Here is a 23207-nt window from a genome sequence, read left to right on the forward strand (position 1 = left end):
ATTTTTCCGGATCGAGGACTCGGATATCCGCTGGGGTCCGGAGGCGACCGGGCGCTATGGTCGGGTCCAGCTATTCGCACGAGGGGGCGAAACCACCGCTATGACAACGCAAGTCGCAGGACCCGCCGAATTGCCCGCCGACGACCGGTACGACGAGTTTCTCGCCGCGGTACAGGCGCGCTTCCAAGCGCTCGTCGCCGAGCCCGCGGAATTGTTCACCGTCGATACCGAGGGGTTGTTCGAGGTCTTCCTCGGCGCTTTTCCGCCGGAGCTGGCGGCGGTGAATACCTGCGGCACCTGCCGGGCTTTTCTGCGCCGCTACGGCGGATTGGTGATCGTGGGCGCGGACGGCAAGGCGACATCCGCGCTGTGGTCGACGGCGGGCATACCCCCGCCCTACGCGAAAGCAGCTGCCGCACTGGCTGATCGAGTCGAATACGCTCCGATCGTCTCGCCCTTCCGTTCCGAGGCGACGAACTGGGGATATGCCGAGCACGGCGGGTGGACGCATCTCGCTCTGACCCCACCCGCGCATATGGTGCACGTCCGCACGCCATTGCGGACGACCTCGCAGTACATCGCAGCCAAGAACGCGGACTCCGAGACCCTGCGGCGCGCCCTCGGCGAATTCCCCGAGTCCGTGGTGAAGCAGGCCGTGGCGCTATTGCGCACCGAACAGCTCTATCGCTCGGACGCCATCCTCGGCGTTGCGACCTGGCTGCTGGAATTGCATCGCACGCTCGACGCGGTGCGCGGTCGCGGTGACGCCGCACAGGCACAGCGCGACAACCTCATCCGACTCGCTGCCGCCACCGCACCGGCCGGATACTGTCATATCAAAAGCGGCATGATCGGCACCCTGCTCACCGATCTCGCCGAGGGGCTGCCCTTCGACAGCGTGCAACGCCGTTTCGCCGAGAAGATGCATCCGCTGCAATACCGCCGCCCCACGGCCGCGCCGACCGAGGCCATGATCGCCCGCGCCGAGAAGGTCATCGGCGAATTGCGCGCGGCCGGGGCCCTGGAGCGTCGCTTCGCGAAACTCGATGACGTGCAACCGCTTTGGCGACCTGCCCGGTCCGAAGATGCGGCGCGGTCGCGGCCCGAGGGCGTCTTCTCCCACCTCGTTCCGGCGGCGAAGCCCGGTGGCGCAACCGATCTCGATTCCGCACCGGTCGTCATGACATGGGAGAAGTTCGCGCGCACCGTACTTCCCGGCGCGGAGCGCATCGACTATCAGGTGCCGGAGGCCGCCACCAGTTACGGCGCGATGGTGACCGCCGCGAATCCCGAAGCGCCGCCGATCATTCAGTGGGATCGCGCGGATCGCCGCAATCCCGTGACCTGGTACGTCTACGTCAACGGTTCGGCTCCGGCGCGCTGGGGGCTGCGGCCTGGCGAATTCCGCGAGGTTTCGGCCGTCGTCCCGCATCCCGCCACTTGGTACGGGCCCGATCGCACCGGTCGCGAAAAGGCGGTGCTGTTCGCGCTGACCGGTGCGACCGACACCGGATACAGCACGGGCGCGGGTTTCTTCCCCGCATACCTGCGCGCCGAACTGCACGAGATCCGCAAGACCCTGGAAGCGCACACCACCGGCGCGGTGGTGGCGGGCCGGGATGAGGCGCAGGTGTGCGGTCTGATCCTGTCCAAGGGCGGGTCCGGCGGACACTGTTTCCGGGTCACCGCGGACGGAATCCGCACCCGCTACACCATCGATCGCTGGGACTGACGGGCTGGCGGCCGCAACTGGCCTGCTGCGGAACGGCTTCCGGAATTTCCCCCGAATCGGTTGCCGGGGGTTTCCGGTCGCGCCCGATGGGCATTCACAGGATCGGGATGTGGCGACCGCGCATCTCGGTTAGGGTCGAGGCGGTTTGCCGGATATGAGATTCGGCGAACCGCGTGTGGAAGGTGATGGATCTCGTGTCTTATCTGCTCTACGACTTTCTGGTGCCGTACGTGGGCGAATCCGCGGCGCAGTATTGGGCCACCATGCTGGTGATCAACCCGCTGGGCACGACCAACCCGTAAAGCGTTTCTCCTCAGGCGCGCGGGGAATGTCCGAGCATCACCTGCCCGGTGAACCGGGTCTGCTTGGCGCGCGGCAGCGGATGGAACAGGCAGCCGTGAATATCGCGGTACCACATCTCCAGCGGACAGCCGCGCGAATACCCCGCGCCGCCAACGGTTTCGATGGCCAGGCGCACCGTCTGCACGAGCGCGTCGGCGGCCACGGTCTTGCGGCTCAGCGTCTTGGCGGCATGATCATCGGTATTGGCGAAACGCAGATCGTCCGATCCGGTGAACATGGCGTCGATGAGATCCGCGGCCGTGGTGTACGAATTCATCATCTCGCCCGCGAGCTGCACGGTGTGCGCGTCCTCGCGGCCCGCGACCATATCGGTCGCCAATTCCACTGCGCGGTCCGCGATTCCGAGGTAGGCGGCCATCACCAGCGGCATGGCCGCACCGATCACCACATTGAGAATCGGCGGCCACACATCGGCCGGGCGGATCAGCGAGACCGCCGCATCGGGCACGAACACATGCTCGAAGACCACCGTATGTGAGCCGCTGGCACGCAAACCCATGGTGTCCCAGGTCTTTTCGATGCGTACGCCGTCGGCGGTGAAGGGCACCGCGAAATGCAGCACCTTCGGACCCTCGGGTGCGTCATCCCAGCGAATACTGCTCACCGCGATGGTGCCCGCCTCACAGCCGCTGGCCGGAGCCTTGCGCGCGCTGACCCGGTAACCGCCCTCGACCCGCTCCGCGCGGCCATTGGAGTCGACCCAGTCCGAGGCTCCCGTGCTGACCAGAATCGCCCCGGCCACCACCTTCTCGAAAACGGGCCGCGCGTCGATGCCGTGCTTATGCCGCCACACCTGCGCGGCGACCAGATGCGAATGCATGGCGAAGGCGATCGCGGTGGACGGATCATGCCGTCCCAGTTCGCGCAGTATCTCGCCCATCTGGCGGTGGGTGGCCCCGCCGCCGCCGAACTCGGCGGGTACCAGCGCCCGGCTGAGCCCGGAGGTACGCAGCAGATCGTAGGCGGCGGTGGCGAGCTCGCCGGTGCGGTCGCGGGTGCCGACTCCGTCGAGCAGATCCTCGCCTACGGCGGTGGCGGCGGCAATCCAGTCGCGGGTGGTGGTTTCCGGAACAGTCGATGTCATGTTTCCGAAGTTATGGACCGGCGCGATAACCGAATAGTCCATAAAGTGGACTCCCCGCCGACGATAACGAGGTGCACCTTGTCGACGATCGCTCCCTCCGGTTACGGCCAGTACTGTCCGATCTCCCGCGCGCTGGATCTGCTCGGCGAGCGCTGGTCGCTGCTGATCCTGCGCGATTTGCTCACCGGCACTTCACGATTCAATGATCTGGCGCGCGGACTGCCCGGACTCTCCCGCAGTCTGCTGACCCGCCGCCTGCGCCGGTTCGAGCGCGCCGGGCTGGTATCGAAGACCGAGGACGGTCGCTATGTCCTCGCCGACGCGGGCTATCAGCTCGAACCGATCCTGTTCGGATTGGGTGCGTGGGGTGCGCGCTGGACCTTCGGCGAACCGGAACCGGCGGAACTGGACGCCCAGTTGCTGGTCTGGTGGATGCATACCCGGCTGGACACCTCATCGTTCCCGGGCAAACGCCATGTGCTGGGTGTGCGATTCACCGATGATCCGCATCGCTATTGGATCGTGGTGGAGTCCGGGGTGCCCTCGGTGTGCGATTCCGATCCGGGCTATCCGGTACATGTGACCATTACTTCCGATGTGAGTTCGCTCTATCAGGTGTGGCTGGGCCGGGTGCCGATTCACCATGCCGTGCGCACCGGCCGCCTGGAGTTCGTCGGCCCATCGGCCCTGACCCGCAGGATGGATTCGGTGCTGCGCCTGTCTCCTGTAGCGGCGCGGTAGCCCGTAAGCTGTGACCCGTCTAACAGGCTTCACCGCAAGCAGTCCAGTCGTGCCCGACTGGCTATGAAGTGGCCTGATCGCGCCGCCTAGAATCGTGGTGTTCCATTCCGATTCGATTGGCCCAGATGACACAGGAGTTCGCCGTGACCTCGTCCGACACCACCCCCTCCATCGGCACCGCCCGCGTGAAGCGCGGCATGGCCGAGATGCTGAAGGGCGGTGTGATCATGGATGTCGTCACCCCCGACCAGGCCAAGATCGCCGAAGATGCCGGCGCGGTCGCCGTTATGGCGCTCGAGCGGGTGCCCGCCGATATCCGCGCCCAGGGTGGCGTATCCCGCATGTCCGATCCGGACATGATCGACGGCATCATCTCCGCGGTCTCCATCCCGGTCATGGCCAAGGCGCGCATCGGCCACTTCGTCGAGGCCCAGGTGCTGCAGTCGCTCGGCGTCGACTACATCGACGAGTCCGAGGTGCTGACCCCGGCCGATTACGCCAACCACATCGACAAGTGGAACTTCACCGTGCCCTTCGTCTGTGGCGCGACCAACCTGGGCGAGGCGCTGCGCCGGATCACCGAAGGCGCGGCCATGATCCGCTCCAAGGGTGAGGCCGGCACCGGTGACGTCTCCAACGCCACCACCCATATGCGCAAGATCCGCGGTGAGCTGCGTCGCCTGAGCAGCCTGCCCGAGGATGAGCTGTTCGTCGCCGCCAAGGAGCTGCAGGCCCCGTACGAGCTGGTCAAGGAAGTCGCTCAGACCGGCAAGCTGCCCGTGGTGCTGTTCACCGCCGGCGGTATCGCCACCCCCGCCGACGCCGCCATGATGATGCAGCTCGGCGCCGAGGGCGTGTTCGTCGGCTCCGGCATCTTCAAGTCCGGCAACCCGGCCCAGCGTGCCGCCGCCATCGTCAAGGCCACCACCTTCTACGACGACCCGGATGTGCTCGCCAAGGTGTCGCGCGGTCTGGGTGAGGCCATGGTCGGCATCAATGTCGATGAGATCCCGCAGCCGCACCGGCTCGCCGAGCGCGGCTGGTAATTCGGCCCCGCCAACTTAATTCTTGCCGCCGGGTGGCTCTTTCGAGGGCCGCCCGGCGGTTTCGTATCACCGGGGCGCGAAAACTCCCGCGACGCGGCCCCGTTCGGTTTGCGAGCATATGGTTCGTGATGACAGCTCCACCGATATTCCAGGGCGAGTTCGAGGCGCATCTGACTGTGCGCGCCGATGACGCCACGAGTCTGGCGGCTCTCGAACGGCATGCCGCCGCACAGGAATTGAAGTTCACCCATATTCGGCTGGCGCGCGGGCGGGTACGGGATCAGCCGATGCTGACCGCGCGGTATTCGGGAGATTTCGCGGCGGTGCGCGATTCGGTGGCGGAGCTGGCGGCGCGCCTGGTCGGAGCGGGATTCCCGTTGTGCCGCACGAAGATCGAGTCGACGCCGTGGACGACGGGTGTGCCCGCCACCGATGCCGAGGCGCGGGCGCTGGGGCCGGGCTATTACTTCGAGCATCATGTGAAGCTGGTGCTCGACCTCGATACCGATCCCGCCGCGCTCACCGCGATCGCGGTCGCGCACGCGGCGCATCTGTCCGCGAACGCGCGGCGCGTGCGAGCCGATGGCCGCGCCGAACGGTTCGTCACGCAGCGCTGCCGTGTGGTCGGCGATCCTGTCGCCGCCGCCCGATTGCGTGACCTGCTGGCGGACCTGTCCGAAGGAAACTACGAAATACAGTCCGTCGAACGTGAATTCGTCGTCTTCGACAGCGATGAATCCATCGACGCCGGGTGGATCGACGAGAACGAGGAACTGTCATGACCGCCACCCCCTGGGATGAATTCCGGCCCGGCCCGTGGCAGTCCACCCAGGTGGTGCCCGCCGAACCGCCGACCGAGGAGGTTCGCGCGGCCAAGGGACTGCCGCGCACGCTGTACCCGGTGTCCGGCGCTGGTGTTGTTCAGCATCCGGTATTCGATCCGGCGATGGCCGAGTATTCCTTCGGAATGCGTTTGAGCGAGCCGCATTTCGATGATCCCGAGCGCGGCGCGGGCTGGTTCGCCGGGCGCCGCGAAGCCATCGATCACATCCTCGCCGCCGTGGCGGATTCACCGTGGGCCGGGGAGCTCATGCTGCGCGGCAGCGTTCTGCTCGCCGCCTGGTTCGGTGCGGCCGCCAGGGAGCCCGGTGATGTGGATTTCATTGTGCTGCCGATGAATTGGCAGGTCGATGAACCCACCACCGACGATATGTTCGCCGATATCGCCCGTCGTGCCGAGATGGTGGCCGATATGCCCGGCAGCACGGTGCGCATCCATCCGGATGGTGCGCTGTCCGATCACATCTGGACCTACGATCGCGTCCCCGGCCGTCGCCTGATCCTGCCGTGGACCTCGATCGACTCCGAAATACCCTCCGGCACGGTGCAACTCGACTTCGTTTTCAATGAAAGCGTGCCGCGGCAACCGCACTGGTCGGACCTGCCCCGGCTGTCCGGCCCCGGTCCGTCGGCTCGCCTGCTCGCCGCGACGCCGGAACTCTCGCTCGCCTGGAAACTGCTGTGGCTGACCACCGATGTCCACCCGGAGGGTAAGGATTTCTACGACGCGGTCCTGCTGGCCGAGAACTCCCGTCTCCCTTACGAACTGCTCGCCACCGTACTGGGACGGGATCCCGAGGGTGATTGGCTGCCCGGACTGGTCGCGGGTCTCGACAGCAGCGCCGACTGGGAGGAATTCGCCAAGGATCACCCTCACCTCGCCGATGCGCAGTGGTCCTTCATCGATCGGCTGCGTGCCGCACTCGAGTACCTGAAAGACCGCACCTGATCGATTGTGCGGCAGCGGTATTCCAGTAGGTTGCTGTGATCGCTGCCGTCAAGGGCGGCATACGGATGCGCGAAATGCGTTGTGCGCTGAGTCACACCATGATTTGCCTGCGAAATCGTGCCCCAGCAAACGCCAGCTACTTTTCCAGTAGTGTGCTGCGGCAAATTTACTACCTGGTGCTTCCTCGCTACTGTTCGCCACAGTCGCCGATGTTTCTGCCGACTCACAGTGATCTGGCAAGGAGCCCGCATGCTGGAAATCGACCAGTTCACCTATGGTTGGTTGACCCCCACGCTCGCGTATCTGATGTCCGTCGTCGGCTCGTTGCTGGCATTGCGCTGCATGGTGCGGGCGCGCAGTCAGGCCGGGCATCGCGGCTGGATCATCACCGGTGCGATCGCCCTGGGCGGCACCGGAATCTGGGTCATGCACTTCATCGCCATGCTCGGTTTCTCGGTGCATGACGCCACCATCCGCTACAACGTCCCCGTCACCGTGCTGAGCGCGGTGATCGCCATGGGCGTTGTGTGGCTCGGCCTTTCGATCGTGGTGCATCGGCGCGGCGGCGAATGGTTCGCGCTGATCACCGGCGGCGCGATCACCGGACTCGGGGTGGCGGCCATGCACTACGCGGGCATGTACGCCATGAAAACCGATGTGACCGTGCAATACGACCCCTGGATAGTGCTGCTGTCCCTGGTCATCGCGATCGTCGCCGCCATCGCCGCCCTCTGGTTCGCACTGCACGTAGAGGGCATCGTGGCCACCGTGGGCGCGGCCCTCATCATGGGAATCGCGGTGTGCGGCATGCATTACACCGGCATGTTCGCCATGCGCGCCCACGTCGCCGAACATATGCACGCCCCCGCGGGCGCCCAGGCGAACCAGCTGCTGACACCGTTGATCATCGCGGTGAGCATGGCCACCATGCTCATGTTCTTCCAGGTCGGCATCACCGATATCGACGAACCGGATCTGAGCCGGATCCGGGGTCAGTACGCCAGTCGTTTCTGGCCCAGTGACCCCGAAGAGTCGATTCCCCAGCCCAAATTCCGTGCCGATGATTTTCCGACCGAGCAGTTCAACCCGCATCCGGTCGATCCCCGCCACCGCCGCTGAGGGCTATTGCGAATCCACCGCGAGCAATCCGAATCGGCTGACGCTGGCGTGGTTGTGGCCGTCCACGCTGGTGATCACCACTTCGGCGGGGTTGGTGAGTGCGATGCAGCAGTAGTTGTCACCGTCGCGCTGTACCGCGATGGACAGCAGGCGGAGGTGGTTTTCCCGCTGCCAGGTGTCGATGTCCTCGTAAAGTCCACGCATGGACGGGTTTTCGAAGTAGACGAGGTTGTGCTTGTTGGCGTCCGACATGAAGGTCTCCGTTCACGACGCGGAGGTTTCCGCCCCATCAACCCTACGTCGGGGTGGGATCCTGGTCGGTTCGTTGCCGGAGGTTCTCGGCGACCTCGGCCTCCCAAGCCTCATTGGCCTTGGCGGTGTCGACCTCGAATTCGAAGCGGCGCACCATTTTCGGGTCGATATCGGCGACGTCGACGTAGAACTGGTCGTACCAGCGGCGAAGTTGGTAGACCGGGCCGTCCTCCTCGGTCAGCAGTGGATTGTCGATCTTGGATTTGTGTTTCCAGATCTCGACGTCCTGGAGGAAGCCGTCGCCGAAGCCGTCGGCGGTCTTGCGCGCCAGGCGATTCGCGGTCGCGTCGTCCACGCCCTGCGGTTTGCGCAGCGTTATGCCCCACTGCAGCATGAAGGAATTCTGGGTGATGGGGTAGTGGCAATTGATCAGCACGCTGTCGACGGTGAATCCGCTGTAGCTGTTGGTGAGCGGATTGATCATGTACGACGGACCGTGGTACGCGGCAACGGATTTCAGCAGTGCGTCGCCCGCGTACTTGGTGCCCATGCCGATATCCGGGCGGGCCTTGGTCTCCAGGAACTGGGTCGCGATATGACCCTCCAGGACGTTCTTGAAGTAGGTGGGATAGGCGTAGTGGATGTAGAAGAAGTGCGCCATATCGACCACGTTGTCGATGATCTCGCGACAGTTCGCGCCTTCGATCAGCAGTGAATTCCAGGTCCAGTCGGTCCAGGCGTCGTCGTGCCGGTCGGTGCCCTTGCCGTCGGCATCGGTGTAGGGGCCCTCGATGTATGGGATCGTCACCTCGTCCGGCGGCGGATTGCCCTCGTGGTCATGCCAGATGAACAGTTGGCCATTGCGTTCCAGTGTGGTCCAGGAGCGAGTCCGGGCCAGCGGTGGTACGCGCCGGGCGTACGGGATGCCGGTGCATTTGCCATTGCCGCCCCAGCGCCAATCGTGGAACGGGCAGGCGATCGAATCGCCTTTGATCTCACCCATGCTCAGATCGCCGCCGAGATGACGGCAGTAGCCGTCGAGCACCTGTAGCCGCCCGGCGCTGTCGGCGAACACCACGAGTTTGGTGTCGAAGATCTGGAGGGCATGCGGCCGTCCATCGCGGAAGGGTTCGGCGAGTCCGAGGCAGTGCCAGCCGCGGGCGAAGCGCGTCGGCGCCGCGCCCACATCGATCTCGCGGATCTTCCCGCCTCGTCCCTGCGCTGTGACCGTCATGGCGACCTCCCTGGTTCGTGTACTGGAACACGTTACAAAAGAAGGGTCGGTTGCGCCACAAAATTGCCCGTTCACCTCGAGAATGGTGAACGGGCATTGGGTAGAACAGGTTCTAGAAGGTTGCTACGTGTGCGGCGGGAACTGACCGTTCGCGGTGACCGTGGTGCCGTTCAGGGTGTAGGTGACCACGCTGGGACCACCCTGCGGGCAGCACATCGGATCGGTGTCGTTGAGCCAGTGATACGTCGCCGCGATGGTGTTGCGGTTCTTCTCTTCGACCATCGTGTACATGTACGGCTCGGAGGTCGCGGTGCCCAGATACGTGCCATTGGTGAAGAACAGAATGTGCGTATACGGGTGATTCGTAGTGGTATTGACCGTCATCCACGACAGCACCCCCGCGCACCCCGCCTCGATGGACGCATTGCTCGCCGTACCGACCGACCACGCCCCGATCGGAGCCGCACCCAATCTGCTCACCGCCGACCGGGCGAGCGCGGAATTGACATCCAGGCACAAACCATGCCCGCTACCCTCCGGAGCCGACCGCTGCTGCTGTGCCACCGGTTCCGGCGACCCGGACTGCGAAGCCGATCCACAACCGGCCACCGACAGCGCGATACCCGCCGCGATCAGTGCCGGTACGGTCCGCGCGATTCCCCGCCAAATGTGCGTCACACTGAAGAGATCGGGCGCACACAACGCGGTGTTATCGAATACCCGCAGGCCACACCCATTGTCACGGGTTACCGCGGATACTCCGGCAGTGGATACTCGCGCTGTTTGCCGATCAGCCGGGTGAGCATTACCCGCAGCGGATGCAGCGGCCGCGAGCTCACCGGCCAGCGATTCCGCCGCCGCACACCAGCACCCGTATCGAACCGGACATGGTTGAACCCCCTGTGATGTCATCCCCGCCGGTTCACTATTTCAATGGGTTCCGCGAGCGGACAAGGCGCTTGTCGTCACAGCGCCTGATCGTCCGCGCGTTTCGCGCGGCAGGTGCGGCATCCCCACCGCTGCTCTCGTCGAATGCAGCCGCCGAGAATGATTTCGCCGCGTGCGGCGCGCTCCCGTGCCGCCCGTGCGGGTTTGCCGTAGGCGATGCGGGTCATCACCCCACCGCATTCCGGGCACGGGGGCGGATCGGCGCTCTCTTCCGTCATGATTACCACCTTTCTGAATGGTGTTGTGCTTCAAGCTCAATGGGGAATCGCGGTGGCGGGACGGGGTGCGGGGCGGGAGGTGAGGTGGGCTTCTATGAGCTGTGCGACCTGGTAGGAGTGTTCGGTGGGTTCGAGGAGCGGGAGGTATTCGATCGTGTGGGCCAGGGCGGGGAGGTCGACGGTCAAATACATTGCCATGAGCGGGTTCACGAATAGTTCGGAGCCCGCGGTGCGGTCGGTGGCGTGCACATCGCCGAATTCGCCGCGTAGGGCGCTCGCGATTTGCGAGTGGACCACGGTCGGGCGCAGCGGGGTTTCGTTCAGGGCGTGCACGACGGCGGCGAAGTAGGCCGCGCCCTCGGGACTGTCGGGCGGGATGGAGAGTGCGCCCAGGAATGCGCGCTGCTGTTGCAGGGCGGCGAGATTCTCCAGGACGTGTGCGTGGCAGACGCCGTGATAGGCGTCGATGCCGAAGCCGATCGAGACCACCAGCCGGGTGAGGCCGTCGAACGGGGCGACCGCGGCGAGACTGGTCATATCCTCCTGCGGGGTGCCGAGTCCGGCCTCATCGCCGCGCAGCAGGATATCGGTGCCGCCGTCCACCAGGACCAGGGCGTCTACGCCCAGATGTGCGATCAGTCCGGCGTAGGCAGCGCGCAGCGGCCGCACACCGGATTTCGGGAAGGCATACACGATCGGCTCGCGGCCGGTGCTCGCCAGCCAACGTGCCAGTGTGCGTTCGGGGAAGTAGTCGTCATTGCCGGTGGTCTCCGGGGTGACCGCGGCGACGCCGGGGAGCAGCCAGTCTTCGAGTGGGGTCCGGCGCAGATCGCTGAACGACAGGTTCGCCAGATGCACTCGCTTACCGAGGCCCTCCAGCGCCACCGCGAGCGGCAGACCGCCATAGATGTCGAATCCGCCACCCGCCCCCGCGATCAGCACGCTGGAGGCGTCCCGCAACCGGGTGAACAGGGGCGGCTCGGCCAAGCTGAACGAAGTCACCCCCGCCATGATGGTCACCGAAACGATTCGGTGCCAGCGGGTTTCGCTCCGGCGGCGGTGGCCGCATCGGAGGGCGCTCCCGCTGGAACCCGGACCGATGCGCTCAGTACCTCGGGGCGAGGGCGCGCAGGTAGCGGCGGCGATATCGGCGCTGGGCCACCAGGAGCAGGGGGAACAGGAATCGCCAAGGCGGTGTCGCGGCGGGTCGGGTCAGTGAGCGCAGGGTCAGGGAGACAGCGCCATTGGGGGAGCGGTGCACGATGAACGCCTCCTCACCCGAGACCGGATGCCCGGGCAGGGTGCCGTAGGCGAAGCCGCAGCGGATGAGGGTTTCCACTACCGCGACCACCCGGGCGGGTTCGTGAATCTCGAGGGGGCCGAAGGCCGCGGTGATTCGATAGTCATTGCCCGCGGTCGCGCGGATATCCGGACCGGAGCGGCATTCCACTCGAAATCCACTGCGCCGCTTGACCTCCCAGTTCAATACCGCATCGCAGGCGGTGCGCCAATCGGCTTCGCCGTGGCCGATGCCGACGGTGTGTTCATAGCGCCGGAATCCGGGCGGGGTGGCGGGCCAGACGGGTTCGGCGGGCCGGGTGCCGCCGGCCGGTGCGTAGCTCAGCGCCACGACCGTGGTCGCGGATTCGTCTTCGGGCATATCGCACTCCCTCCCCTCGATGGATCAACCGCGTTCAGGCTATCGAGGTCAGGAGTAATCGCGGAAGGTCATCAGGAAGCCCGCGATCGCCATGACGAACAAGGCTATCCACAGGACGATGCGCACTCCGAGCCACGGCAGGTCGCGCACCCACAGCCCGGTGATCATGACGGTGAGCAACATCAGCACGCCGTAGAAAGGTGTGCGCTGGGGATGCTGTCCCAGTCTCATAGTGCCTGGATACTCCTGTTCAGCGGAACCCGCCAACACCCCCGGTGGCGACGCCGATCCGGATCAACCGCGTGCGATCGCGGGCCGGTCCGGATGATCCCAGGCCACCCGCAGACCCGGCTCCTCCACTTGCTGCTGCTCGAGCAGCGCGGGAATGGTGAATTGCGATTCGGCGGCGGTGCGCCGGCGCAGCGCCGCCTCGGACATGCGCAGCCCCACGGTGACATCGAAATCGAGGCCGCGCCCGAGCAGCATGGGACCGGCGATCAACAGGATCGTGCCGGGCAGCGCGGTGCGAATCCGCGCGCGAGCCGAGCGATCGGTGCGCTCGTTCCACAGCGCCGGGAGCCACCGCCCGCTGTCCCGAAGCGGTGTGAGCACTTCACGATTCAAGGCCGCGTAGTCGAACCACCCGGTGCGATAGGTGTATTCGTCCTCCCGATCGAATTCCAGCCGCACCGAGGCCGGTCGCACGAAATCGTGCAGCGCCACCACCTCGGCGGGGCGTCCGGCGGCTCGCAGCAGTTCGGCGACCGCGGTCGCGAAGGACACCGGATCGGCCGCGTCCGCACCGTCCACCGCCAGCACCGCGTAGCCGGTCAGCTCGTTCGCGCGGTCCGCGACCAGCCGGGCCAGGGCATCCGGGGTGATGGCGGTGAACTCGGGCATTTGCCCATCATGGTGGATTCGGGGCGGCGCGGACTCGGTCGGGTCAGCGATACTCGGCCAGTCGAGGGCGGACACCCAGCCCGATCAGCACGAGGATGGCGGTCGCGCCGCCGAGCGGCAGCCAATTGTTCCAGCCCGCGAGCGCGGCTTCGGCCCTGTCGATCGCAGCGTCGAAGGCCCGCTGATTGATATCGATGGTGGCGACCAGTGCGGTGTCGTAGGTGGTGAAATCCGCGTTGGACCGACCCGTGCACAGTGCGATGGCCGCGCGCGGATCGGTGTGCGACAGCGCGCGGATATCGTGATCGTCGTGCTGATACGCCAGGTAGGCGACGAGCGCCGCGGTGGCGGCGTCGCGCTCGCCGGGGAAGGTGATGTTGCGCAGTTCTTTTCCGAAGAAGGAACCGGGATTCATCCATACCTCCCCGGTGCGCCGATACGCGGCGACCGCGCTGTCCAGGGTGGCGGCGTAATCGTCGACGCCGTGCGCCGGGATATCGGTCAGCCGCTGGGACGCCTCGAAGTACGCCTGCTGATGCGCGGCGGCGTGATCGGGGTCGAGCAGGTAGCGGCTCTCATCGGCATTGGCGCTGTAGCCGACCGCCCGCGCCTGGCGCAGGGCGAGCAGGGAATCGAAGGCGTCACCTTTGGCGATGGTGAGTTGTTGTGCGGCCGTGGCGTTTCCGGCATAGCCCCCGATGAGCAGAGCGGCGGTAATCGCGGTCGCGGCGGCCAATGCGGGATTGACGCGGCGGCGCATGCTCACCCTGAGCAGAATCTGCAGGCCGATCAGCGTGACGAGCGCGAGTGCGCCGAGCAGCACGATCCGCACGCGTGCGGTGACCGTCGTGTGTTCGGCTGCCCGGTAGGAGTTTTCGAGCACCGCGCCATTGGTGTCGGCCAATCGCTGAGCTCGCGTGAGCAGGTCCGGCACCAAACCGGTGGCAGCGCGATAGGCCACAAGGGTGCGTTCGGAGGGCTTGCCCGCCGGACCCGAATCCAGGTCCGTCAGCTGAACGGCATCGGCGGCCAGGGCAACGTACCGCCCGAAGCGGTCGAGCAGTTCTCGGATCGCGGTGGCCGCATCCGTGCCGGTCACGATGGTCATGGCCTGCTGAAGGTCGGCGTCGGCCTGCAGACGTCGCTGTTCATATCCGGTCAGGGCCGCCGACCGTACCGCCGCCAGACTCGAATCATTACCGGCGAGCAGAATATTCGCGAGTTGCGCGTCCATATCGGCCATCGCGAAGTAGAGGTCCTCGGTGGCCGCGACCGCCGGCGCGGTGCGGTGACCGATCACCTCGATGCCGTCCCGGGTGGAGCCCGTGTTCCCGGCCAGGAACACCGACGTGAGCACGATGAACAGTGCGGCGGGGATCGTGAGATATCGGATCCAGGCCGGAATGTCGGCTCGATCGGGGAGCCGGTCGCGGGTGCGGTCGATCGCGCCGCGGACCGGGTTGCCCCGGGTGGTGGTTGTCATCGAACGTCGCCTCTCACACCCAGCTCACGGGCCGAATCGCATTGGCCTGGTTGACCAGATCGCGACGAGTGACCCGGTCCGGGGCCAGCCGTGCGAGCTTCCGATACCGCGCCTCGAGAGCGCGACGCAGTGCGGCCTCATCGCACGGGCACTCCAGTACCCGGGTGGTCGCGGGCGGTCGCGCCGATCCTGTCGCCAACGTCAGTGCCGCGTTCAGCACGGCGATACCGTTGCGCGCCTGCGCTTCCGGGTCCAAGCCCAGGGCGTCGAGTCGCCGTCCCGCCGCGATCAGATAGGTTGTGTCGTGCCCTTGGAGACCACCCGAGATCTGCGTGCGCAGCGCCACGAGTTGCGCGGCGAGATGATGGCTGGAGCTGGCGGGCACCGATTCGGCGGCGGCTATCGCGCCGTCGATATCGCCGCCGTGCGCACGGGTGCGGACCAGGCCGAACGCCGCGCTCGCATAGGTGTGATCCGTGCGCCACACCTGCTCGTAAAGTCTTGCGGCCGTGCGTGTATCGCCCGCGCATTCGGCGGCGGCCGCGAACGCCAGTTTGCCGGCATGCTCGCCCGGCAGCAGATAGTAGACGGTATCGAAGAGTTCGCGGGCGATGGCAGGTTCCCGGGCGGCCAGCGCCGCCAGCGCACGATGCCAGATGATCCGCCAGTCCGCGTGCTCGGATGCCTCGAGTGCGGCCAGATCCGCTGCCGCGAGGTCGAAATGGCCGATCTCGATGCGGGCGCGGACGCGCGCGAACATCACCTCGGGGGAGCTGGACGGCACGGATTCGAGCGCCTGCAGGAGCTGTCGCGGATCGGCGACCGTGGTGGTCGCGAGCAGTCGCGCCGCCGGATCGCCCGGATCGATCAGTGGGATCGGCAGGCCCGCCGCGATCACGGCCGCATCGGGGACCGCGGGCCAGGTCGCCGGATCGATGCCGAAAGCACTTCGCTCGCCGCTGAATACGGTCGACACCGCGGGATGCGGTAGCGCGTCCTGCGCTGCCACCACCTCGCGCAGTACACCGGTCAATTGCTCGCCCATTTCGGCGGCGGAGGCGAAACGTTCCGATGGTTCGGCGGCGGTGGCGCGATCCAGCAGTCGATGGAAGGACGGAAATTGTTCCAGTAGTGGTACTTCCGATGCCGGGGGCAGTGAGTACCGGTGCAGGCCCCGGTAGTCGAAGTTGAAGCTCAGCACCGCCAGCGTGCGTGCCACGGTGAACAGGTCCGATTCCACCGACGCCCCGTCGGCTTCCAGTTCGGGCGCGCAGTAACCGTCGGTCTTGTAGCCCGTGCTGTCCTGATCGTCCATCCGCCGCACCGCGCCCAGATCGATCAGCTTGAGCTGTTCTTCGGTTTGAATCACATTGTCCGGCTTGAAATCGCAGTACAGCAGACCCATCGAATGCAGGTATCCGAGTGCGGGCAGGATCTCCAGTATGTAGGCCAGCGCCTGCGGCAATGGCAAGGGGCGCAGCGCATTCGACTCGTCCCGTGCTGATCGCAGTTCTTTGAGTGAGGCGCCGCCGATGTACTCCATCACGATGTACCCCACGGGCGCGCCGGTCCGAGGGTCGGGATGCCGCACGAAATTGAAGATCTTCACGATATTCGGATGCTCGACCCCGGCCAGGAACTGTCGCTCGGCCGCGGCGGCCGCCATGGCATCGGCGTCACCGCTGTCCAGCAGGCCCTTGAGCACCACCCAGCGATCGCTCACATTGTGATCGCGCGCCAGATACACCCAGCCCAGCCCGCCGTGCGCGAGACAGCCGAGTACCTCGTACTGACCGGCCACCAGATCACCGGATAGGAGTTTGGGCGTAAACGAGTACCCGGTCCCGCAGTTCCCGCAGAACCCGTCGGCGCGCCCCGGGGCACCCGCTCTGCCGCGGCCTACGGGCTTGGAACAGTTGCTGCAGAAGCGATCTCGCTCCGGCACTCGGGGATCGGCCAGCACGGCGGTGGACGGATCCCGGTACGGCACTTCGGGAATCGACACCAGTCCCGCGCCGAGCCGTCCCCGGCTCGAACCGGCGGTGCGGGTGGATCCGGAGGAGGAACGGCTCGATCCGCGTCGACCCTGCCGCCCGGAGAGTGCCCCGGATCGGGCCGTGCCCGCCGACCGCCCGGACCCGGCACCGATCGGCCCGGACGCGATACCGCCCGGCGCCTCGGGCAGCGGCGCGAGTCCGCATGAATCGCAGTATCCGTCCGCGATCGAACCCGAGCAGCCCGGTTGCCCGCAGGATCGCGTCACCGTGGTCATGATCGCGCCCGCACGACGAGCCGGACCAAGGCCGCATCGGCCCCGGCGAATGCCAGCACTGGCCCCCCTGAAAAGCGCGAAACCCGGTGGGGCGCATCCCCATCGGTGCCCATGCTGCCACCACTGCCCGTAAACGATTCGTAAGTATTTCCCGGAGCGGCATATCCGGCGTTCGGGCAGGTCGCGCGGCTGCCGCCGGTGTCCGGTTGTTAGCCTGAGCCGGACAATCCGGAAGGGAACGGTGCATGGCGACGATCGAAGAGGCCCTCGAAATCGAGCGGCTCGAGCGTGACATCTTCCGCGGCGCGTCGACCGAGACGCAGCTGCCCCGCACGTTCGGCGGTCAGGTCGCCGCGCAGGCGCTGGTCTCGGCGGTGCGCACGGTCGATCCGGGGTTCCAGGTGCATTCGCTGCACGGGTACTTCCTGCGGCCGGGCAACCCGCTCGAACCGACCGTCTACCTGGTGGATCGCATACGGGACGGGCGCTCGTTCGTGACCCGCCGGGTCACCGGGGTGCAGAACGGCGAGGCGATATTCACCATGTCGGCCTCCTTCCACGTGGGTGACGAGGGCCCCGAACATCAGGATGAGATGCCCTCGGTGCCCGCCCCGGAGGATCTGCCCGACGCGGCCGTCAGCATGAGCCCCGAACGCCTGTGGGCCATGCGCGAATGGGAGCACTGGGATATCCGCACCGTCCCGCAGGAGAAGGTGGACCGCCGCGAGGGCCTGGCCGCCCAGCAGCAGGTCTGGTTCCGCTACCGCCACCCGCTCCCGAACGACCCGCTCTTCCACGTCTGCACCCTGGCCTACATGAGCGATATGACCCTGCTCGGCTCGTCGAAGGTCCCGCACCCCGACGAGCCGACACAGAACGCCTCCCTCGACCACGCCATGTGGTTCCTGCGCCCCTTCCAGGCCGATGACTGGCTGCTCTACGACCAGCAGTCCCCATCCGCGGGCTTCGGTCGCGCGCTCACTGCGGGCCGCATCTGGAATCAGCGCGGCGAGCTGGTCGCGGTCGTGGTCCAGGAAGGTCTCATCCGTACGTTCCGGGACAAGAAGGCGGCCTCCTTCCCGCCCGGAACGAACTGAGCGACAACGGATCAGGCGGTCTGCACGCGCAGATGGCAGACGACCGTATCGGGGAGCTTGCGCAGGACGCGTTCGAGTTCATCGCTGCGGTGGCTCGGTAGGACGTGGTTCCAGCCCGCCGGGGGTTCGACCTCGGCGATCACGACTACCTTGCGGCGGTTGGGGAAATGGTCGCGAACATAGTGCGCGACCGGGCCGCCGACCGTGGAATCGCCGTCTTCCAGGAGCACCAGGCGCACATCCGGATGCCAGGTCTCCCATTCCTTGGTGAAGACGGTGATGTTCTCGCCGGGCAGGCAGACGTGCACGGCGTAGACGTCGCGGCCCAATGACATTGCGGCGGAAAGGGCTTCGCGGCTGAGTTCGGAGACCTCGGAGACCGGGACCACGATGGCGGTTTCGCTGGGGCGCGGGGTTTGCGGGACCGCGCCCGCGCCGCGGCAGCCGTCGATGCGGTGATAGGTGCGGCGAATGCGTTCCATGGCGATCACCAGCAGCGGAAGTACCAGCACGATCAGCCACGCGCCCTCGGTGAACTTCATCGAGGTGGTGACGATGGCCGCCACGCAGGTGAGCACCGCGCCGAATCCATTGAGCGCGGTCCGCCACCGCCAGCCCGGTGCACGGGTGATCAGCCAGTGCCGCACCATGCCGACCTGGGCGATGGTGAAGCCCACGAAGACGCCGATGGCGAACAGCGGAACGAGGGCGTTCATATTGCCCTCGGACGCGAGCAGCAGCAGCGCCGAGGTACCGCCCAGCACCAGTACGCCGAAGCGGTAGACCTGGCGCGGCGAACTCACCGCGAACCGATGCGGCAGGCAATTGTCATCGGCCAGGATCTTGGTCAGCGTCGGCAGACCGCCGTAGGAAGTGTTGGCCGCCAACGCAAGCAGGATCACGGTGGCGAATTGCACCACGTAGTAACCGATTCCGTGGCCCAGCGCCGCCTCGGTGAGCTGGGACAGGATGGTGGTGCCCTCGATCGGATGGATCGAGAACTTCTGGATCAGCGTGGCCAGACCCAGCAGCATCAGGCCCAGGAGCGCACCCAGCACCACCTCGGCCCGCTGCGCCCGCTTGACCTTGGGCTGGGCGAAACTCGGCACCGCGTTGGCGATCGCCTCGACACCGGTCAATGCCGCGCAACCGCTGGAGAAAGCCTTGAGCAGCAACAGGATTCCCATGGCGTGCGCATCGGTGGCGACGGCCGCCCCGGTGGCCACGCTCGCGGGCTCGGTGCGCAGCAGACCGCCGAGGATCACCACGAAAATGCCCGCCACGAACACGACGGTCGGAGCCATGAAGGCCCGCGCGCTCTCCCTGATGCCGTACAGGTTCAACACCGTGATGCCGACCAGCACCGCCAGGCAGATCCACACCGTATAGGGCAGCAATTCCGGGAACGCGGAGGTCAGCGCCGCCACGCCCGCCGCGATGGAGACCGCCACATTCAGGATGTAGTCGACGATCAGCGATGCCGCCGCAACCAGACTCGTGCGATGTCCGAGCCGCTCCTTCGCGACCGCGTACGCGCCGCCGCCATTCGGGAACGCCGCGATCACCTGCCGGTAGGAGGCGATCAGCACCGCCAGCAGCACCACGATCGCCGCCGTTACCGGCAGCGTGAACCCCAGTCCGGCTGATCCGGCCGCGGCCAGCACCAGCACGATCGCTTCCGGACCGTAGGACACCGATGCCATGGCATCGAGTGAGAGTCCGGCCAAACCGGTCGAAACAGTCAACTCGCGCCGGGGCGGCGGCGGAGCGCTCATGCCACCGCGCGGCCCGGGCAAAGTCTGAGGTAACACGTCAGTCACATCGCGGAGTGTTCACCGAATTCGACAGCTCGGCACTCGTCCTGACGAAACCCTGACGCCCGCGGTGATCAGTACAACAGATTGCCGCCGTTCGTCAGTAGGAGGTGATGATGTGTCCGGGCGTCCACCAGCCCGAGCGCCGCACCGATTCGACCGAGATCCGGGCGGGCTCGGTGGTGGGGTCGAGTGGAATGAATCGTTCGATCGAACCCCAATCGCGATCCCAGTCGTTGTTCAGATACGACGGCAGCGCGCGCGAGGTGTACAGCAATTGCGTCCAGCCGAGCGGACCGCCGCCGTCATGCCCCTGCCAGAGATTGGTGATGGTCGCGCCATTGCGATCGGGCAGGATGCGATATTCGGGGAGTCCGGCGACGCCCACACGCGTGGGAACCAGTCGCTGGCACGGGAAATGCAGTCCGACCGCCCAATCCAGCAGCACCGGCGTCTGCGATCCGACCAGGGTGTTCAGCGTGGTCGTCCGGGGAACCCGGGGCGGTGTCACCGCGAGCCACTGATCCTTGCCGAGGTCCTTGTCATCGGCCACCAGCCGGACCACATCGGCCTCGCCCGGGAGTGTGTCGAGCGGAACGCGCAGATTCCGCCACAGCGGAGCGGGACCGATATCGATCGGCAGCGTGCGTCCCAAGGACGTGACCGACCCATCGGATTGTGTTCTGCCGTATTCCATGTCGAGCTGCTGCCCGGGATGTTCGATACCGTCGGCGTCGACCGAGCGGATGCGCCCTGCCACGGCGATCGCGATGATCTGCCCGCGATGTCCATGGGCAGCGTCCGGAAGCCGGTACCAGCCGGTGGTCAGCGAGGACGGGGTTTGCGCACCGTCGCGGTAGCTGCCGAGCACAGGTGTGCTCGCCGGATCGAGTCCGAAGGGCAGTGGAACGGTGCTGCCGTTGATCCCGCTGCCGCTCGAGGTATCGGAGCCCGAACCCGCTGATTTGGCGGCGTCGCGGAGTTTGTCCTGATCATCGGAGACCGAATTGGCCTGTCCGGTGGTCGATTCCACCTCATCGGAGGTCAGCACCGGTGCGACCCCGTTCGCGCTGAAGCCCGCCGAGTCGATGCCCGCGAGCGCCGAACCCGCATCACCGGACAGCGGGCGCAGCATCGAGGCGTTCGGATCGGTTTCCACCAGCACGTCATCGGCCATACCGCAGCCGTGCGAAAACGCCGCGCTCACATTGGATTGCGCCACGGAGTACGAGGGGTTCTGCGCCACAGCGGCTTTGAGGAAGGAGCCGACCAGGAAGAGCACCATCAGCGCCGCCGCCACCGCGAGCACCGGGACGCGTGCGATGCGGCCTGGAATCGATTCGGTTCGGAGTCGGGTCTGCGGCCGAATATGGAACCACCCGGCCACCAGCAGCGCGAGCACCGCCAAACCCGCCGCGGCGGTGGACAGTCCCTTCCCCGCGATGGTCGGCGGCTTATCCCACCAGGGAATTCCCCACGAGGAGACATACCAGTAGCCATTCGCGCCGACGAAAGTCAGTGCCAGCGCGAAGAACAGCGCCGCCGCGAACAATGCGCGATTGCGCACCGGCCGCATCACCCGCGCACTCACCGCCACCGCCGTGAGCGCCGCCACGCACGTGGCCAGTCCCGCGAAGACGCCGAATTGATGCGTCCATTTGGTGGGGGAGAACATCATCAACACCATCGCGGCGAAGGTGATGCCGATGACCCGGCGCGACGGCCCGACCGCGATGCCCGGGATATGGCCACCGCGCCGCAGCATCGTCACCACGCAGACGGCCAGCCCCAGCAGCATCATGAACATGCCGAACCGCCGGGTCAGCCAGCCATCGGCATTGAGCTGCAGGAGATATTGGTAGCGCAGGAATTCGAAGAACCAGGACTCGCCGGGTTTGATCTCCCCGTGCACGTACGCCATTTCGCGGACACCGGCGAGCGTGCGATCGGCGAAAATCACCGTCAGCACGACGAGACCTGAAGCCAGCAGCGGCAATAACTGCGCGAGATAGCCGATTACCTTGGCGCGCTGGGAGATCACCGCGGTGACGGTGCGCGCCCCGGCGGCCAGGGCCCCGAGACAGATCAATCCGGAGGGCGCGGCGGTCAGGGTCAGCGCGGCGATGATGATGGCCGCCGCAGCGGGAAGCAGCCGCCGGGTGGCAATGGCTCGCTCGATCGAAACCCAGGTCAGCACAACGCCCATCGCCACGAACGGCTCAGCGCGCAGACCATTGTCATAGGGCAGCCAGAACGCCAGGAATACCAGCGCGCTGGTCCAGGCGACCACCCGATTATTGCGGGCCGCGACGCCCAGCCGGGGAATGATCTCGCGACTGACCACCCACCAGGTGATCACGGCGGTTGCCAAGGTGGGCAGTCGAACCCACGGACTCACCGCGGAGATATGCGTCATCCACGCGATCACATCGGTGTACGGGGTGTAGAAGGGACCTTCGTCCACGCCGAACCACCGGTAGTAGTTCGACATATAGCCCGAGTTCTGCGAATCACGGGCCATGCCGAGGATGTATCCGTCATCGGAGGTGTTCGCGCCGATGAAATGCCACACCCCCAATACCGCGAAAACGACCCAGTCCGTCGGGCGCAGTCGCCACCACCGCTCGGGCAGGAAACGTCGTGTCGACCGGCCGTCCCCGCGATCCAGGCGATGCAGCGCCACCAGCGAGCACAGCGTCGCGAGCAGGCACAGCACGATCGCGGTCAGTTTGAGCGGGGTCGGCGAGGTCGAGAATCGGGAATCGATATCGGCGCGCACCGCCATCCCATTCGGAGGCGCACCGGTCAGATCGGTGAAAATGCCGACCACCTGCGGCCGGAGATCGGCGGACAGCTCCGCGCCGGAACCATCGAGACCGGTCACCGATACGCTCGCCCGCGTCGTCGAAATATCCACGGCCAGAGCGGTATCGCGGTCCCGAATCGCTTCGAGCGCCGCCGACCACAGCAGGGTGCCGCGCGAGACGATATCCACCCTGCCGGGCCGATCCGCCGCGTCCGGCACGACCTTGACCACGAATCCGTACTTCTCCATATCCGCCGACTGCCGCGGAATGGTCGATACGACGGTGCCGCCGTGGTCCGCGAGCGCGGTCAGCGCCGCATTCGGAATCCGCGCGGAAAGCTGCGTGGGCGCATAGGTGACCAGCGGTGCCGCAACACTGTTCAGCGTTCGGGCTTGCGGCCACGCGAGCGTCGCGGCCTCCATGCGCACGGGCAGGAATGGCACGGCTATCGCGAACAACGCACCGAGTAGACCGGAGATCACCGCGATCAGTCGTATCCGATCACGATGCGCGCCTTGCCGTTCACCATTGCGCCCGGACTCGTCGATTGACGGTCCTAGCGCCCGCACCCCAATGTCAGCCACGGTGCCCGATGCTAGCCGGAGCCATGTGCGTCATTCGAATTCCGTTGGCAGGATTAATGGTTCA

Annotated in this window: 20 protein-coding genes; 7 read left to right on the top strand and 13 right to left on the bottom strand. The window is 66.3% G+C overall.

The window, feature by feature from the left end:
* Nucleotides 1-100: 100 nt before the first annotated feature.
* Entirely contained in the window at nucleotides 101-1732 is a 1632-nt protein-coding gene (locus tag AB0L82_RS07065; RefSeq protein WP_364632209.1) for a hypothetical protein, read from the top strand.
* A gap of 313 nt (nucleotides 1733-2045) precedes the next feature.
* Here AB0L82_RS07065 and AB0L82_RS07070 read toward each other — a convergent pair whose 3' ends face one another.
* Nucleotides 2046-3179 carry an acyl-CoA dehydrogenase family protein gene (locus AB0L82_RS07070; RefSeq protein ID WP_364632210.1) on the bottom strand — a complete coding sequence of 378 codons (1134 nt, stop codon included), beginning with the start codon at nucleotides 3177-3179 and terminating at the stop codon, nucleotides 2046-2048.
* Nucleotides 3180-3257: 78 nt separating this feature from the next.
* Between AB0L82_RS07070 and AB0L82_RS07075 the strand changes: the two genes are divergently transcribed.
* From AB0L82_RS07075 to AB0L82_RS07095, 5 genes are all read left to right on the top strand, one after another.
* A complete protein-coding gene (locus tag AB0L82_RS07075) occupies nucleotides 3258-3920 on the top strand; it encodes a helix-turn-helix domain-containing protein (RefSeq protein WP_364632212.1) in 663 nt (220 codons plus the stop codon).
* A gap of 143 nt (nucleotides 3921-4063) precedes the next feature.
* On the top strand, nucleotides 4064-4966 hold the full coding sequence (gene pdxS, locus AB0L82_RS07080; protein WP_364632214.1) for a pyridoxal 5'-phosphate synthase lyase subunit PdxS: 903 nt from the start codon (nucleotides 4064-4066) through the stop codon (nucleotides 4964-4966).
* A gap of 125 nt (nucleotides 4967-5091) precedes the next feature.
* On the top strand, nucleotides 5092-5748 hold the full coding sequence (locus tag AB0L82_RS07085) for a hypothetical protein (RefSeq protein ID WP_364632216.1): 657 nt from the start codon (nucleotides 5092-5094) through the stop codon (nucleotides 5746-5748).
* Nucleotides 5745-6755, top strand: a complete 1011-nt coding sequence (locus AB0L82_RS07090; protein WP_364632218.1) for a nucleotidyl transferase AbiEii/AbiGii toxin family protein — start codon at nucleotides 5745-5747, stop codon at nucleotides 6753-6755. The genes AB0L82_RS07085 and AB0L82_RS07090 overlap by 4 nt, the downstream gene beginning before the upstream one ends.
* A gap of 249 nt (nucleotides 6756-7004) precedes the next feature.
* Nucleotides 7005-7874, top strand: coding sequence for an MHYT domain-containing protein (locus AB0L82_RS07095; protein ID WP_364632220.1), 870 nt, complete (start codon nucleotides 7005-7007; stop codon nucleotides 7872-7874).
* A gap of 3 nt (nucleotides 7875-7877) precedes the next feature.
* On the opposite strand, the gene AB0L82_RS07100 is transcribed toward AB0L82_RS07095, so the two are convergent.
* From AB0L82_RS07100 to AB0L82_RS07145, 10 genes are all read right to left on the bottom strand, one after another.
* Complete coding sequence (locus AB0L82_RS07100; RefSeq protein WP_364632222.1) at nucleotides 7878-8126, bottom strand: hypothetical protein; 249 nt, start codon at nucleotides 8124-8126, stop codon at nucleotides 7878-7880.
* A 43-nt stretch (nucleotides 8127-8169) separates the two neighbouring features.
* Nucleotides 8170-9360: a Rieske 2Fe-2S domain-containing protein gene (locus AB0L82_RS07105; protein ID WP_364632223.1), complete on the bottom strand. Its 1191-nt coding sequence runs from the start codon at nucleotides 9358-9360 to the stop codon at nucleotides 8170-8172.
* A 123-nt stretch (nucleotides 9361-9483) separates the two neighbouring features.
* Entirely contained in the window at nucleotides 9484-10038 is a 555-nt protein-coding gene (locus AB0L82_RS07110; RefSeq protein ID WP_364632225.1) for an LppP/LprE family lipoprotein, read from the bottom strand.
* A gap of 287 nt (nucleotides 10039-10325) precedes the next feature.
* The gene (locus AB0L82_RS07115) at nucleotides 10326-10526 is read right to left on the bottom strand and encodes a hypothetical protein (protein ID WP_364632227.1); all 201 of its coding nucleotides are present in this window, start codon (nucleotides 10524-10526) and stop codon (nucleotides 10326-10328) included.
* Nucleotides 10527-10562: 36 nt separating this feature from the next.
* A complete protein-coding gene (locus AB0L82_RS07120; protein WP_364632229.1) occupies nucleotides 10563-11528 on the bottom strand; it encodes a DUF1152 domain-containing protein in 966 nt (321 codons plus the stop codon).
* Nucleotides 11529-11631: 103 nt separating this feature from the next.
* Nucleotides 11632-12186 carry a DUF1990 domain-containing protein gene (locus AB0L82_RS07125; RefSeq protein WP_364632231.1) on the bottom strand — a complete coding sequence of 185 codons (555 nt, stop codon included), beginning with the start codon at nucleotides 12184-12186 and terminating at the stop codon, nucleotides 11632-11634.
* A 48-nt stretch (nucleotides 12187-12234) separates the two neighbouring features.
* Nucleotides 12235-12417, bottom strand: coding sequence for a hypothetical protein (locus AB0L82_RS07130; RefSeq protein ID WP_364632233.1), 183 nt, complete (start codon nucleotides 12415-12417; stop codon nucleotides 12235-12237).
* A 63-nt stretch (nucleotides 12418-12480) separates the two neighbouring features.
* On the bottom strand, nucleotides 12481-13086 hold the full coding sequence (locus tag AB0L82_RS07135; protein ID WP_364632235.1) for a hypothetical protein: 606 nt from the start codon (nucleotides 13084-13086) through the stop codon (nucleotides 12481-12483).
* Between the two features lie 43 nt (nucleotides 13087-13129).
* Complete coding sequence (locus AB0L82_RS07140) at nucleotides 13130-14569, bottom strand: hypothetical protein (RefSeq protein WP_364632237.1); 1440 nt, start codon at nucleotides 14567-14569, stop codon at nucleotides 13130-13132.
* A gap of 13 nt (nucleotides 14570-14582) precedes the next feature.
* Nucleotides 14583-16841: a tetratricopeptide repeat protein gene (locus AB0L82_RS07145; protein WP_364632239.1), complete on the bottom strand. Its 2259-nt coding sequence runs from the start codon at nucleotides 16839-16841 to the stop codon at nucleotides 14583-14585.
* 245 nt (nucleotides 16842-17086) lie between these two features.
* Between AB0L82_RS07145 and AB0L82_RS07150 the strand changes: the two genes are divergently transcribed.
* Complete coding sequence (locus AB0L82_RS07150) at nucleotides 17087-17938, top strand: acyl-CoA thioesterase II (RefSeq protein WP_364632241.1); 852 nt, start codon at nucleotides 17087-17089, stop codon at nucleotides 17936-17938.
* 11 nt (nucleotides 17939-17949) lie between these two features.
* Here the strand turns inward: AB0L82_RS07150 and AB0L82_RS07155 are convergent, their stop codons facing one another.
* The gene (locus tag AB0L82_RS07155; protein ID WP_364632243.1) at nucleotides 17950-19713 is read right to left on the bottom strand and encodes an APC family permease; all 1764 of its coding nucleotides are present in this window, start codon (nucleotides 19711-19713) and stop codon (nucleotides 17950-17952) included.
* A gap of 139 nt (nucleotides 19714-19852) precedes the next feature.
* Entirely contained in the window at nucleotides 19853-23143 is a 3291-nt protein-coding gene (locus tag AB0L82_RS07160; protein ID WP_364632245.1) for an arabinosyltransferase domain-containing protein, read from the bottom strand.
* Nucleotides 23144-23207: the final 64 nt, after the last annotated feature.

The sequence above is a fragment of the Nocardia sp. NPDC052001 genome, from assembly GCF_040680615.1.
Lineage (GTDB): Bacteria > Actinomycetota > Actinomycetes > Mycobacteriales > Mycobacteriaceae > Nocardia.

Bases quoted from the DNA above. Each gene is read 5' to 3' on its own strand.
- AB0L82_RS07065 (WP_364632209.1), top strand. From the start codon at position 101: ATGACAACGCAAGTCGCAGGACCCGCCGAATTGCCCGCCGACGACCGG.
- AB0L82_RS07070 (WP_364632210.1), bottom strand. From the start codon at position 3,179: ATGACATCGACTGTTCCGGAAACCACCACCCGCGACTGGATTGCCGCC.
- AB0L82_RS07090 (WP_364632218.1), top strand. From the start codon at position 5,745: ATGACCGCCACCCCCTGGGATGAATTCCGGCCCGGCCCGTGGCAGTCC.
- AB0L82_RS07095 (WP_364632220.1), top strand. From the start codon at position 7,005: ATGCTGGAAATCGACCAGTTCACCTATGGTTGGTTGACCCCCACGCTC.
- AB0L82_RS07100 (WP_364632222.1), bottom strand. From the start codon at position 8,126: ATGTCGGACGCCAACAAGCACAACCTCGTCTACTTCGAAAACCCGTCC.
- AB0L82_RS07105 (WP_364632223.1), bottom strand. From the start codon at position 9,360: ATGACGGTCACAGCGCAGGGACGAGGCGGGAAGATCCGCGAGATCGAT.
- AB0L82_RS07115 (WP_364632227.1), bottom strand. From the start codon at position 10,526: ATGACGGAAGAGAGCGCCGATCCGCCCCCGTGCCCGGAATGCGGTGGG.
- AB0L82_RS07125 (WP_364632231.1), bottom strand. From the start codon at position 12,186: ATGCCCGAAGACGAATCCGCGACCACGGTCGTGGCGCTGAGCTACGCA.
- AB0L82_RS07130 (WP_364632233.1), bottom strand. From the start codon at position 12,417: ATGAGACTGGGACAGCATCCCCAGCGCACACCTTTCTACGGCGTGCTG.
- AB0L82_RS07135 (WP_364632235.1), bottom strand. From the start codon at position 13,086: ATGCCCGAGTTCACCGCCATCACCCCGGATGCCCTGGCCCGGCTGGTC.
- AB0L82_RS07140 (WP_364632237.1), bottom strand. From the start codon at position 14,569: ATGACAACCACCACCCGGGGCAACCCGGTCCGCGGCGCGATCGACCGC.
- AB0L82_RS07145 (WP_364632239.1), bottom strand. From the start codon at position 16,841: ATGACCACGGTGACGCGATCCTGCGGGCAACCGGGCTGCTCGGGTTCG.
- AB0L82_RS07150 (WP_364632241.1), top strand. From the start codon at position 17,087: ATGGCGACGATCGAAGAGGCCCTCGAAATCGAGCGGCTCGAGCGTGAC.
- AB0L82_RS07155 (WP_364632243.1), bottom strand. From the start codon at position 19,713: ATGAGCGCTCCGCCGCCGCCCCGGCGCGAGTTGACTGTTTCGACCGGT.